The following is an 11801-nucleotide window of genomic DNA, read 5'->3' as shown; positions in this document are numbered from 1 at the left end:
GCCCAGGTGACGGTGGTGGGATGACGTGATGGAGCATGACGCATCGTTCACCGTGGACCGCGGCCGCTACCAGGACGCGAGGACTCCCTGGGACCAGGAGGCCTGGAGGACCGCCGCGCTCGGCTGGGTGCACGACCGGCTCGCCGCACACGGTCTGCGGGCGTCCGGACCGCTGCGGGTCCGGCTGCGGCCGTGGTCCGTCCTGGTGCGGGTGCCCGTGGCGGGCCGGGAGGCCGTGTGGTTCAAGGCCAATCCGCCGGCCAGCGGCTTCGAGGCCGCGCTGACCGCCGCGCTGGCCCGCTGGGTGCCGGAGCACGTCCTGGAGCCGCTCTCCGTCGACACCGGGCGCGGCTGGTCGCTGCTGCCCGACGGCGGCGACCTCTTCCGGACCGTCCTCGAACGTACGGCCGTCGAGCCCCGCGCCTGGGAGAGCCTCCTGGGCCAGTACGCGAGCATGCAGTGCGCCCTGGTCCCGCACGCGCGGGAGATCGTACGGCTGGGTGTGCCGAGCGCGCGGCCCGCGGAACTGCCCGAGGTCTTCGACAAACTGCTCGTGGACAACACGGCGCTGCGGCCGGACGACCGCGCGCGGCTCGATGCGCTCCGGCCCCGCCTCGTGGACTGGTGCACCGAACTCGCGGCCTCGGGCGTCCCCGACTCCCTCGACCACGCGGATCTCCACGACGGCCAGCTGTTCCGCCCGGAACCGGGCCGGTACACCTTCTTCGACTGGGGTGACGCGAGCGTCTCCCACCCGTTCTGCAGCCTGCACGTCACGGCCCGCAGGGCCTGCGAGCGGTACGGGCCCGAGATACTGCCGCGCCTGCGCGACGCCTATCTGGAGCCGTGGACCGGAGCCGGCCGGACGGCCGAGGAACTTCGGCGTGCGGTGCGGCTCGCCTGGCGGCTGAGTGCCCTGGGCCGTGCCCGCGCCTGGGGTGGCCTCTTCCCGGCCGCGCCCGGAACGGCCCTCCTGGCCGGGCAGAGCGCCCGGTCACTGATGGAACTCTTCGAGGAGCCACTCCTGTAGGCCGGTGTGGACGGGCCCGCGACCAGGCCGGGGGTCCCCGGGGTGATCGACTCGGCGCCCCCGGTGCCGCCGGCGTGCCACTCGTACGGAACAACGTCCGGCAGCCGGCCCGCTGCGCCCTCGTCCGCGTGTCCCGCCCGGCCGATCCCTCCCCGTCACGTCACCCCGGAGCCATGGTGCGGTTGCGGGAGGCGGAGCAGCATCGGGAGCCTGGACACAGCATGAACCGGGGCGGATCCGGGAGGTGCAGTGACCCCAGCCCACGGGACTCCACCCCGGCACGGCCACGGCCTGGCCCGCCGGGGCTTCCTGACCCTGTGCGCGGGCGCGGGCCTGGGCGCGGCCGCCGCCTGCACACCGGGGCCGCACCGGGAGGCCTTCCGCCCCTTCGGCGGACAGGGCGGCCGGCTGCGGCCGGAGGCGGAGCGGGACGCACCGGGCACCGCCGACTGGCGTGTCCGCTCGGCCGGGCCGCCCGAGGCGGTGGCCGCCTACACCGACCGGGTGAGCGTGACCCCGGGCCAGGAGTGCGGTCTGCATGTGTCGACCACCGCGTCCTCGTTCCGGGTCTCGGCGTTCCGCGTCGGCTGGTACGGCGGAAAGCAGGCCCGCCGGATATGGACGTCGCCGCGCATACCCGGCCGCACCCAGCCCTCCCCGCGCCTGCTGTCCGCCACCCGCACCGTGCGCGCCGACTGGCCGGCCACCGTAACGCTGGACACCACCGGCTGGCCGGAGGGCGCGTATCTGCTGCGCCTGGAGTCCGACACCGGCCACCAGCGCTACGTCCCGCTGATCGTCCGCTCCGTGGAAGGCACGGGCCGCACGGTCCTGCTGCACGCCCCGGCCACCTGGCAGGCCTACAACCGCTGGGGCGGCTACAGCCTCTACTCGGGCGCCTCGGGTGCCTATGCCGACCGGTCGCTCGCGGTCAGTTTCGACCGCCCCTACGACGGCACCGGCGCCGAGAAGTTCCTGGTCTACGAACGGGCCCTGGTGGTGCTGGCGGAGCGCCTCGGTATCCCGCTCGCCTACACCACCGGCGTGGACGTCCACCGGGACCCCTCGGTGCTGTACGGAGCGCGCACCGTGGTCTGTCTGGGCCACGACGAGTACTGGACGCCCCAGCAGCGGGAGTACGTGACCCGCGCCCGGGACGCCGGCACGAACCTCGCCTTCCTCGGCGCCAACACCTGCTACCGCCGTGTCCGGCTCGAGGACGAGCAGGGCGCGGGCGACCGTACGGTGGTCTGCTACAAGACGTCGTACCGGTCCGACCCGTACTACTCGTCCGCTCCGGAGCTGGTGACCACCGACTACCGCAGCCCGCCCGCCGCCGATCCGGAGTCCTCACTCACCGGCGTGCTCTACGAGGGCTATCCGGTCGATGCCCCCTATGTCGTCCACGCCGCCGATCACTGGCTTTACGAGGGCACCGGCGTCCGGCGCGGCGACAGCTTCGCCCATCTGGTCGGTGTCGAGTACGACCGGGTCACGCCAGCCTTTCCGACCCCCGGTCAGCTGGAGATCACCGCGCACTCCCCCGTTGCGGCCGGCGGACGCCCCAGCCACAGCGACTCCGCGTACTACACGGCACCCGGCGGTGCGGCCGTCTTCGCGACCGGCACGATGCGCTGGGTGGAGGCCCTGGTCGCCGGCACCGGCGAGCTGGGCAGCGACCACGGCATGGACGACCGTACGCGTACCTTCGTCACGCGTACGACGGAGAACCTGCTGCGCACCTTCGCGCTGGGCCCGGGGGCCCGCCACCGTCCGGCGCCCCGCACCAACGTGGCGGAGATGTACGGCGGCACGGTCTGAGGGCGGCGGCCCGGGTCCGGCGTCAGGGTGTGCCGGTCGGCGGCCGCCGGCGTCAGGGTGTGCCGGTCGGCGCCTGGTGCCCCGTGGACCGGAGCAGGTCCCTGCGGGCGTTGTTGCAGATCCGCAGGAGGTGCTTGGCCACGGCGCAGGCCGCGTTGTCGGCATAGCACTGGCGGCAGGTCCGCACGTGCTGGTCGTAGGTGAGACGGGCATTTTCGAACGCATCATCGAGAGAAGACATGGACATCTCCGGGCAGAGCACGCCCTGGGGACGTGCCGAGTTGACTGACTGGTATACCCAGGGCCAAGGTGATCATGTTACTTGCGGTACTGGGAAACCGGCTTCCGGTCACCTGCGCGCGCCGGTGTCCGCACCCTCCGGCGCCTCCCCCGGGAGGTCCGCAAAGACGGCGCCCGGAGGGGTCAGTGGCCGCCCGAGGGCTGGTCGCATCCGGTGTGGTCCGGGTAACCGCCGAAGGCATCCGCCTCGGTCCTCGCGCCCGCCATCCGCCCTTCCACGCAGACCGGGTACTCGTCCACTTCGACGAGGAAGCCGACGCCGGCCGTGCCGTCCTGGTAGGTCTGCACCTGCCCGGCGGAGTATCCGAGCCCGGCCAGGGCCCTGCGGGCGCTCTCGGCCGTGAAGTCCCCGCGCCTGCGCAGCGGTTCGAGTGCCGCCCGGACGCGCCCGACGGCCGCGAGCCCCTGGCAGCGGCGCTTGCCGTGCAGCGCGAAAGGCACCATGAATCCGTGGTTCTCGGCGTAGTGGTCGGTCGGCGGCGCGGTGGGGCTCGGGGTGTGCGACGACGGCCGCGGCGTGGGAGTGGGGCTCTCACCAGGGCACGGGAAGTCCGTCGGCGTGCTCGGCGTCGCCGCTGCGCTCGGCGTCACCACCGCGCTCGGTGAGGCACCGCCCGCACCGGCGTCGTCGCCTGAGTGCTTCGTCCCGCAGCCGGTCGCCAACGCGGCCAGCAGCACCACCGGCAGCAGCGCGAGCCGGCCCCGCGCCGTCCTGATCGTTGTCATGTCCCGGATCCTGGCCGATCCACCCGGCCCCGGTCATGAGTATCCGTACTCATCGCGGGAGCACGGCGGACTCATCGCGGGAGCATGGCGGCCGGGCCCGGCGCGTGCGGCCCGAGCGCGCCGCGGACATCCGGCGACAGGCACCTCAGCCGGCGGCGGCCCGGTGCTCGCACAGTTCCCGTGCGTGGTTCATGACGGCCGTCAGGCCCACTTCGAAGGCACGGTCGGCCCGGCCCTCCCCGACGGCGGCGAGCACCTCCGCCAGGCGCGGCGTCGGGGTCCGGTCCGTGAGCTCCCACATCGTCTCCGGTGCGGCGAGGTCCAGGGCCGAACCCAGCACCAGGTTCTCCAGCGCGATGATCAAGGGCATGACCTCGGTGCGAGCGAACCCGGCCGCCAGCAGGAGGCTCACCGCCCGCTCGTACTGCTCCAGCACGCGGGGCGCCCGCACGGGCGACGTCATCAGCAGGGGGATCGCGCGCGGGTGCGCGGCGAACGCCGCACGGTAGGAGCGGGCCCAGGCCTCCACGGCCGCGTCCCACGGCGCACGGTCGAGGGTCCCGGGGTCGATCGCGCAGGCTATCCGCTCGCGCAGCAGCTCCACGATGCCGTCCCGGCCGTCCACGTGGTGGTACACGGACCCGGTCTGCACACCGAGCCGCCGGGCGATCTGCGGCACGCTGAAGTCCCCTGTCTCGTCGATGAGTTGCAGCGCGGTGGCGGTGATGCGCTCGCGGTCGAGGAGCGGTGTGCGCGGCCGTCCCATGGTCAGCGATCTCCCTGAGGTCTTCCCGGATACCCGACGGCAGGCTACATTGCGAAAACCGAAAGCCTTTAGGTTTACGGCTCCGGGCGCCGGCCATCCCCCGTGTACGCCCGGGCACGCCGGCATGGGCCCGCCCACCCCGTTCACGGCCCCGACGCCCGCGCACCCGGCCGCCCCACCGCTGAAACACCCGCCCGTCCGCCGCCAGAAGGGCTCCCCCGCATGTCCGCGACCCCCTCGCAGCTGCCGGACGAGGAGAGCGAGGAGCAAGCGTCGTCCGCCGCGGCCACGCTCCGCTCCGGCTCCCTCGGCACCGCCGACATCGCCTTCTTCGTCGTCTCCGCGGCCGCGCCGCTGACCGTCATGGCGGGCGTCGCTCCCCTCGCCATCCTGCTGGGCGGCATCGGCGCCCCCGTCGGCTACCTCCTCGCCGGCCTGACGCTCGCCGTCTTCTCCGTCGGCTTCACCACCATGAGCCGCCACATCACCAGCGGCGGCGCGTTCTACGCGTTCATCACCCGGGGCCTCGGCCGCCCGGTCGGCATCGGCGCCGCGCTGCTGGCGCTGATCGGCTACAACGGCATGGAGATCGGCGTCTACGGCCTGCTCGCCTCCACCACCCGGGACACCCTGCACGCCCTGTTCGGCACCAAGGTCCCCTGGCTGCCCGTCTCCCTGGCCGGACTCCTCGTCATCGGCTACGGCGGCTTCCGCTCGATCGACTTCGGCGCCAGGCTGCTCGGCATCCTGCTCGTCGCCGAGACCGGGATACTGGTCCTGCTCGCGGGCGGGGTCCTGGTCAGGGGCGGCGCGCACGGCCTGTCCGCCGCCTCCCTGGCCCCGGCGCACGTGTTCGTCCCCGGCACGGCCGCCGTCCTCGCGTTCGCGTTCGCGGCGTTCACCGGCTTCGAGTCGACGGTCATCTACCGCCGCGAGGCCCGCGACCCCGAGCGCACGGTGCCGCGTGCCACCTACCTGGCCGTCGGATTCCTCGGCCTGTTCTACGCGTTCGTCGTCTGGGTGGCCGTCCAGGCCTTCGGCGACGACCAGGCCGTCCGCGCGGCGGGCAAGGACCCCGCCGGCCTCTTCTTCACCGCGATCACCACGTACGTGGGCGGCTGGGCGGCCGGCCTCATGCACCTGTTCATCATCACCAGCGTCATCGCCTCCCTCCTGTCCTTCCACAACGCGATCAACCGCTACGCGCTCGCCCTGGCCGAGGAGGGCGTCCTGCCCCGCGCGCTCGGCCGCATCCATCCCCGTCACCGCTCCCCGTACCTGGCCGGCATCGCCCAGACGGTCCTCGGAGCGGTCGTGGTCCTCGCGTTCCGGGCCGCGGACGCGGACCCGTACCAGCATCTGCTGCTGTGGGTGAACACCCCCGGAATGATCGGCCTGTTGCTGCTCCAGCTGCTCGCGGCGATCGCCGTACCGTGCTACTTCCGGCGGATCGCGCACCAGGAGGGCAGCCTGCGCACCCTGGTGGCGCCCGTCGCCGCCGCCGTCCTGCTGACGGCGGCGATCGTGCTGGTGGTCGGCCACATCGACCTGTTCACCGGCGCGTCCCCGGCCGTGAACACCCTCCTCGTCGTCGCGGCGCCCACCGCCTTCCTCCTCGGCCTCCCGCTGGCGTGGTGGCTGCGCCGCAACCGCCCCGGGGTGTACGCGGCTTTCGCCACCGAACCCGTGGAATCCGTCGGAGACGCGGGAGCCACCGGAACCGCCGGAACCGTCGAATGACCGCCACCCGTAGAGGAGTTGCCTCCATGCCTGCTGCCGACCTCGTTCTCACGGGCGCCCACGTGCGCACTCTCGACCCCGGCCGCCCCACCGCCACGGCGGTGGCCGTGCTCGACGGAACGATCACCGCGGTCGGGGAGGCTGCGGACGTACACGACTGGCGCGGGCCGGGCACCGAGGTCGTGGATCTGGCCGGGGCCCATCTGATGCCGGGGCTGGTCGACGCGCACAGCCACCCGGTGTGGGGCCTGGACATGGCCACGGGCACGGACCTGTCGGCCGTGACGGACCTGGCCGGGCTGCGGGCGGCGCTCGCCCGGGCCGAGCGGGTGGACGGCTGGGTGGTCGGCTACGGCCTGGACCACAACGCCTTCGAGGGCCGGGCCGTCCACCACGACCTGGTGGACGGGGTGCTCGACGGCACACCGGCCTTCCTGCGCCTGTACGACGGGCACTCGGCACTCGCGGGCGGCGCGGCCCTGGCCGCCGCCGGGGTGCGCGGGCCGCGCGCCTTCGCCCAGCGCGCGGAGGTCGTGTGCGACACCGAGGGGCGGCCGACGGGTCACCTCGTCGAACACGCGGCGATGGACCTGCTGACCGGCGTCGTGCCCCGGCCGCCGCACGCCGAGCGGCGCGCGCGGTTGCTGGAGCTGCTGGCCGCGATGGCCGCCACCGGGCTCACCGGCGCCCAGGTCATGGACGGCGGCGGCCTCGACCTGGTGGCCGAGGTGGCACGGGAGACGGTGCTTCCCGTGCGCCTGCGTTTCGCACCCTGGTGCATGCCCGGTGCGGACGACGACGCCCTGCGCGAACTGATAGGGATGCAGGGCCGGGGCGGCCGGCACTGGCTGGTCGGAGGGGTCAAGTTCTTCATGGACGGCACCGTCGAGGGCGGCACCGCCTGGCTGGAGCACCCCGACTGCCACGGCCGGGGCACGGACGCGTTCTGGCCGGACCCGCACGCTTACACCGCGGCCGTACGCACCCTGCACAGGGCCGGCGTGCGGACGGCCACACACGCCATCGGGGACGCGGCCGTGCGCCACGTCCTGGACACCGTCGCCGCGCTCGGGCCCGGCGGGCGCGGAGCCCACCGGATCGAGCACATCGAGACGGTCCCCGACGAACTCCTGCCCCGATTCGGCGAGTTGGGTGTCGCCACCTCGCTGCAGCCGCCGCACACCGGCTACACCCGGGCGGACGGCACCGACGAGTGGTCCCGCCGTCTGGGCGCCGACCGCGCGGCCCGCGCATGGCGACTGCGGGACCTGCGCGAGGCCGGGGCGACGCTCGCCCTCGGCTCGGACTGGCCCATCGCGCACTACGACGTGCGCGCCGTACTGGCGACGGCCCGCAGCCCCAGGGGCGCGGCGGCGCAGCGGCCGGGTCTCACGGCGTTGCAGGCGCTGGAGGGGTGCACCACGCACGCGGCCGCGGCGGCCGGTGAACAGGACGTCGCCGGGCGCATCGCACCCGGCTTCCGTGCGGATCTGACGGCCCTGGCCGTCGACCCGGTGCACGCATCCGTGGACGAACTGGCCGATGCGCCGGTCGTGTTGACCGTGACGGGCGGCCGGGTGGTGCACCGGGCCGCCTGACGGAGCACGCCGCATGTCGTCAGCGGCGCATCAGCTCCCCGTCAGCCCCTCCTGCCACTCTCATACATGTGAACGGCACGGGAAACCGGAAGCCGGGATCGAGGAGAGGTGCCCGGAGTGGCTGATCGGGGACCGAAGAGCACGTCTCGAGGTCGGGCCCCTGGGGCCCACGCAGGTTCGAATCCTGCCCTCTCCGCTCATGGCCCGAGTGCGGCGCAAAGGGCACGCGCGCGGCGGAAAGCACACCCGCTTCTCGCGGATCCTGATTGCGCGGTGCGCGACCGATCGAAGCGGCCGCTTCCCCGCGTCGGGTAGACGTACTTTCCGCCACTTCCATGGAAGCACTTCGGTCACGACATCGCGAGGGCCGGGTGCGGATCGGCGGGTGGTCCGGGCCGCCTCACCCCGTCTCCAAGGACCACGGCCATACATCCCGGGCACCAAGGACCACGGCCCTACATCCCGGGCACCAGGGCCATGCGTCGCAGGCACCACGGCGCAGGCCGTGTCACCGGCGTCCACCGGGGCTTTCGCGGACCCCTTCGGGAGCGGGGCCCGGCCGCAGGAGCCGGTCCGGCTCTTCCCCGGGAGGTTCGGCGCCTGCCTGTGCCCCGGGCTCCCTGGAGGTAGCGTGACCAGGAGAGGGGAGTCGTGGACGGCGTCCATGCGGGGATGCGGCAAACGTCCGCGCGGGACGCGGTAAACGTCCGTGGGGGGCGCGGGAGACGTCCGTGCAGGGATGCGGAAGAGACGAGGCGTCATGGCCGACAGGACGACGGATGAGCTGTCACGCAAGGCGTACGAGAAGGAACTGCTGCGCCTGCAGGCACAGTTGGTCAAGCTTCAGGAGTGGGTGCGGGCCGAGGGCGTCCGGCTGGTCGTCGTCTTCGAGGGACGGGACGCGGCCGGAAAGGGCGGCACCATCCGGCGGGTCGCGGAGCATCTCAACCCCCGTGTCGCCCGGATCGCGGCGCTGCCCAAGCCCACCGAGCGTCAGCGCACCCAGTGGTACTTCCAGCGCTACGTCGAGCATCTGCCGGCCGCCGGGGAGATCGTCCTGTTCGACCGCTCCTGGTACAACCGGGCGGGCGTGGAGTACGTCATGGGTTTCTGCACCCAGCCGGAGTACCAGCGGTTCCTGCGCCAGTGTCCGATCTTCGAGCGGATGCTGGTGGACGACGGGATCCTGCTGCGCAAGTACTGGTTCTCGGTGAGCGACACGGTGCAGCAGGAGCGCTTCCGGCGCCGGCTGGAGGATCCGCTGCGGCGCTGGAAGCTGTCGCCGATGGACCTGGAGTCGATCACCCGCTGGGAGGCGTACTCGCGGGCCAAGGACTCGATGCTGGTGCACACCGACATCACGGAGGCTCCGTGGTACGTCGTCGAGAGCGACGACAAGCGCCGGGCCCGGCTGAACATGATCGCCCATCTGCTGGCGTCCGTCCCCTACCACGAGGTGGCGCCGCCGGTGCTGGAGCTGCCGGAGCGGCCGCCGTCGACCGGTTATCAGCGCCCGCCGCGCGATCTGCAGACGTACGTACCCGATCACTCGGCGAACCTCTGAGCACCACCACCGAAGCCGGCGAGGTCAAACGGTCGATCCCGGCCCCGTTCGGGGCAGGTCCGGTCTCACTGCGGACGCCCTGCGATCGCTGCCCGGCATGACGCGACAAGGCAGGGCGGCGGAGCCCGGCATGCGTTGGGATGGCCGTCTCTCTTGCACGCGCGACACCGCGGGGTGGCCCATGAACACGTTCGCAGACGAGGCGCCACGGCCGGCGGACCCGGTGGTCCTGGACCGGTGCCCCTGCGGCTCATCGCTGTCGCAGGGCGCCCCCTCAGCAGCCGAGGAACGTTTCCGCGGCCTCCTGGAGGCGGCGCCGGACGCCATGGTGATCGTCGACGACACCGGCACGATCCGGCTGGTCAACGCCCAGACGGAGGCCCTGTTCGGCTACCGGCGCGAGGAACTGCTCGGCCGGCCGGTCGAGCTGCTGGTGCCCCACCGGTTCCGCACCGACCACACCCGGCACCGCGACGGTTACGCCGCCAACCGCCAGGTGCGCCCCATGGGGGCCGGACTGGAACTGCACGGGCTGCGCAAGAACGGCACCGAGTTCCCCGTGGAGATCAGCCTGAGCCCGCTGGAGACCACCGACGGGCTGCTGGTCTCCGCCGCGGTGCGGGACGTCAGCGACCGCAAGGCGGCCGAGGCCCGCATCAACGAGCTGGCCGCGCTCGTGGAGTCCTCCCAGGACGCCATTCTCGCCAAGACCCTCGACGGCTACATCACCTACTGGAACGCCGCCGCCGCACGGCTGTACGGCTACAGCGCCGAGGAGGTCATAGGGCGGCACGTGTCCCTGCTCGCCCCCGACGAACGGCACGACGACATCCGCATCCTGCTCAAACGGCTGCGGCACGGGGAGAAGGTCGAGCACTTCGAGACGCTGCGGGTCACCCGGACGGGGGCGATGCTCGACGTCGACGTCACGCTGTGGCCCACCCGGGACGCCCGCGGCAAGGTGGTCGGGGCGTGCGCGATCGTCCGGGACATCAGCGACCGCAAACGCGCGGAGGCCGAACTGACCGCGCTGCTCGAACAGCAGCGGCACATCGCCCTCACCCTGCAGCGCAGCCTCATGGGCACGCCGCCCGCGATCCCCGGACTGGCCACCGCCAGCCGCTACCGGCCCGCCACCCAGGGCGCGGGCGTCGGCGGCGACTGGTTCGACCTCATCCCGCTGGGCGCCGGACGGGTCGGCGTCCTCATCGGCGACGTGATGGGCCGCGGCCTGGAGGCGGCCGCCGTCATGGGGCAGCTGCGCTCGGCGGCCCACGCGCTGGCCAAGACCGAGATGCAGCCCCGCCGGCTGATGCAGGCCCTGGACACCGTCGTGACCGACCTGGACGTCCCGGACCAGCTGGTCACCTGCTGCTACCTGGTGATCGCCCCGGACGCCGGGACCGTGACCGTGTGTTCCGCCGGGCATCTGCCGACCCTCGTCGTCGGCCCCTGCGACGGTGTCCGCACGCTTCCCACACCGGTCAACGCCCCGCTCGGCGTCGGCGGCATCCTGTACGAGCAGTCCATGACCGGCATAGAGCCGGGCGCCACGCTCGTCCTGTACACCGACGGCCTGGTCGAGACGCCCGGCAGCGACATCGAGGTACGGATCTCCGAACTCACCGCGGTCCTCGACACCTGTCTGCCGCGGTCGGCGGGACTGGAGGCCGCCGCCGACCGCGTGCTCTGCGCCCTGCTTCCCGACGCCGAGGGGCACGACGACGACGTGACCCTCCTGCTGGCCCAGCTGCCTGAGGCCCCGCCCGACGCCGTCACCACCGAGCTGCCCGCCACCCCGTCCTCCGTGCCCCAGGGCCGTGCCTTCCTGCGCCGCACCCTGGCGGCATGGGACTGCACCACCACGGGCGAGGATGCCCTGCTGCTGCTCTCCGAGACCCTCACCAACGCCGTCCAGCACGCGCACGGCCCCGTCGGACTGCGCCTGTGCCGGACCCCCACCGACCTCACCATCGAGGTCAGCGACCGCAGCCCGCACCTGCCCCAGCCCCGGCTCGCGGCCAAGGACGAGGAGTCCGGCCGCGGTCTGCTCCTGGTCCGCAGCCTCGCCGAGAGCTGGGGGGTACGGCCGACGGACGAGGGCAAGACCACCTGGTTCACGCTGAAGCTGTGAGGCGTGGCGGGCGCCGGTGGCCACGCCCGGCCGACCGGTGACACGGGGTCAGTCGTGTGCCGGACACGGCCTCTGCCCGGGCGATGCCGGCCTGCCGGGCGGCCCTTTGCAGGGACACAGCC

Annotated in this window: 9 protein-coding genes and 1 pseudogene; 7 read left to right on the top strand and 3 right to left on the bottom strand. The window is 73.1% G+C overall.

Translation table 11 applies throughout. The features are described from left to right. The first annotated feature begins 28 nt into the window (after window positions 1–28). Both ACFZCP_RS20620 and ACFZCP_RS20615 read left to right on the top strand, forming a co-directional pair. Window positions 29–1030: a phosphotransferase gene (locus ACFZCP_RS20620; protein WP_391428585.1), complete on the top strand. Its 1002-nt coding sequence runs from the start codon at window positions 29–31 to the stop codon at window positions 1028–1030. A gap of 249 nt (window positions 1031–1279) precedes the next feature. Further along, complete coding sequence (locus ACFZCP_RS20615; RefSeq protein ID WP_391428583.1) at window positions 1280–2851, top strand: N,N-dimethylformamidase beta subunit family domain-containing protein; 1572 nt, start codon at window positions 1280–1282, stop codon at window positions 2849–2851. Between the two features lie 52 nt (window positions 2852–2903). Here the strand turns inward: ACFZCP_RS20615 and ACFZCP_RS20610 are convergent, their stop codons facing one another. The 3 genes from ACFZCP_RS20610 to ACFZCP_RS20600 all read right to left on the bottom strand — a co-directional run bounded on the left by ACFZCP_RS20610 (window position 2904) and on the right by ACFZCP_RS20600 (window position 4643). Then, window positions 2904–3092, bottom strand: a complete 189-nt coding sequence (locus ACFZCP_RS20610) for a hypothetical protein (RefSeq protein WP_362696176.1) — start codon at window positions 3090–3092, stop codon at window positions 2904–2906. Between the two features lie 182 nt (window positions 3093–3274). Further along, window positions 3275–3877, bottom strand: a complete 603-nt coding sequence (locus ACFZCP_RS20605; RefSeq protein ID WP_391428579.1) for a hypothetical protein — start codon at window positions 3875–3877, stop codon at window positions 3275–3277. Window positions 3878–4022: 145 nt separating this feature from the next. After that, complete coding sequence (locus ACFZCP_RS20600) at window positions 4023–4643, bottom strand: TetR/AcrR family transcriptional regulator C-terminal domain-containing protein (protein ID WP_391428577.1); 621 nt, start codon at window positions 4641–4643, stop codon at window positions 4023–4025. 222 nt (window positions 4644–4865) lie between these two features. Between ACFZCP_RS20600 and ACFZCP_RS20595 the strand changes: the two genes are divergently transcribed. The 5 genes and pseudogenes from ACFZCP_RS20595 (at window position 4866) to ACFZCP_RS20575 (ending at window position 11679) form a co-directional block, all read left to right on the top strand. Next, on the top strand, window positions 4866–6383 hold the full coding sequence (locus tag ACFZCP_RS20595; protein WP_391428575.1) for an amino acid permease: 1518 nt from the start codon (window positions 4866–4868) through the stop codon (window positions 6381–6383). A 26-nt stretch (window positions 6384–6409) separates the two neighbouring features. Beyond that, entirely contained in the window at window positions 6410–7981 is a 1572-nt protein-coding gene (locus ACFZCP_RS20590) for an amidohydrolase family protein (RefSeq protein WP_391428573.1), read from the top strand. A 102-nt stretch (window positions 7982–8083) separates the two neighbouring features. Continuing rightward, window positions 8084–8177 (top strand): annotated as a pseudogene (locus tag ACFZCP_RS20585). 564 nt (window positions 8178–8741) lie between these two features. Beyond that, entirely contained in the window at window positions 8742–9545 is an 804-nt protein-coding gene (gene ppk2 / locus ACFZCP_RS20580; protein ID WP_391428570.1) for a polyphosphate kinase 2, read from the top strand. Window positions 9546–9726: 181 nt separating this feature from the next. Next, window positions 9727–11679, top strand: a complete 1953-nt coding sequence (locus tag ACFZCP_RS20575) for a PAS domain S-box protein (RefSeq protein WP_391428568.1) — start codon at window positions 9727–9729, stop codon at window positions 11677–11679. Window positions 11680–11801 lie beyond the last annotated feature (122 nt).

Source organism: Streptomyces sp. NPDC007971 (assembly GCF_042958635.1).
Lineage (GTDB): Bacteria > Actinomycetota > Actinomycetes > Streptomycetales > Streptomycetaceae > Streptomyces.
Note: the sequence above shows the minus strand (reverse complement) of the source record. Positions and strands in the feature narration are given on the sequence as shown.

What these genes read in the sequence shown, in the direction of transcription:
- ACFZCP_RS20620 (WP_391428585.1), top strand. Translation starts at nt 29, where the DNA reads ATGGAGCATGACGCATCGTTCACCGTGGACCGCGGCCGCTACCAGGAC.
- ACFZCP_RS20610 (WP_362696176.1), bottom strand. Translation starts at nt 3,092, where the DNA reads ATGTCTTCTCTCGATGATGCGTTCGAAAATGCCCGTCTCACCTACGAC.
- ACFZCP_RS20605 (WP_391428579.1), bottom strand. Translation starts at nt 3,877, where the DNA reads ATGACAACGATCAGGACGGCGCGGGGCCGGCTCGCGCTGCTGCCGGTG.
- ACFZCP_RS20600 (WP_391428577.1), bottom strand. Translation starts at nt 4,643, where the DNA reads ATGGGACGGCCGCGCACACCGCTCCTCGACCGCGAGCGCATCACCGCC.
- ACFZCP_RS20595 (WP_391428575.1), top strand. Translation starts at nt 4,866, where the DNA reads ATGTCCGCGACCCCCTCGCAGCTGCCGGACGAGGAGAGCGAGGAGCAA.
- ACFZCP_RS20590 (WP_391428573.1), top strand. Translation starts at nt 6,410, where the DNA reads ATGCCTGCTGCCGACCTCGTTCTCACGGGCGCCCACGTGCGCACTCTC.
- ppk2 (WP_391428570.1), top strand. Translation starts at nt 8,742, where the DNA reads ATGGCCGACAGGACGACGGATGAGCTGTCACGCAAGGCGTACGAGAAG.
- ACFZCP_RS20575 (WP_391428568.1), top strand. Translation starts at nt 9,727, where the DNA reads ATGAACACGTTCGCAGACGAGGCGCCACGGCCGGCGGACCCGGTGGTC.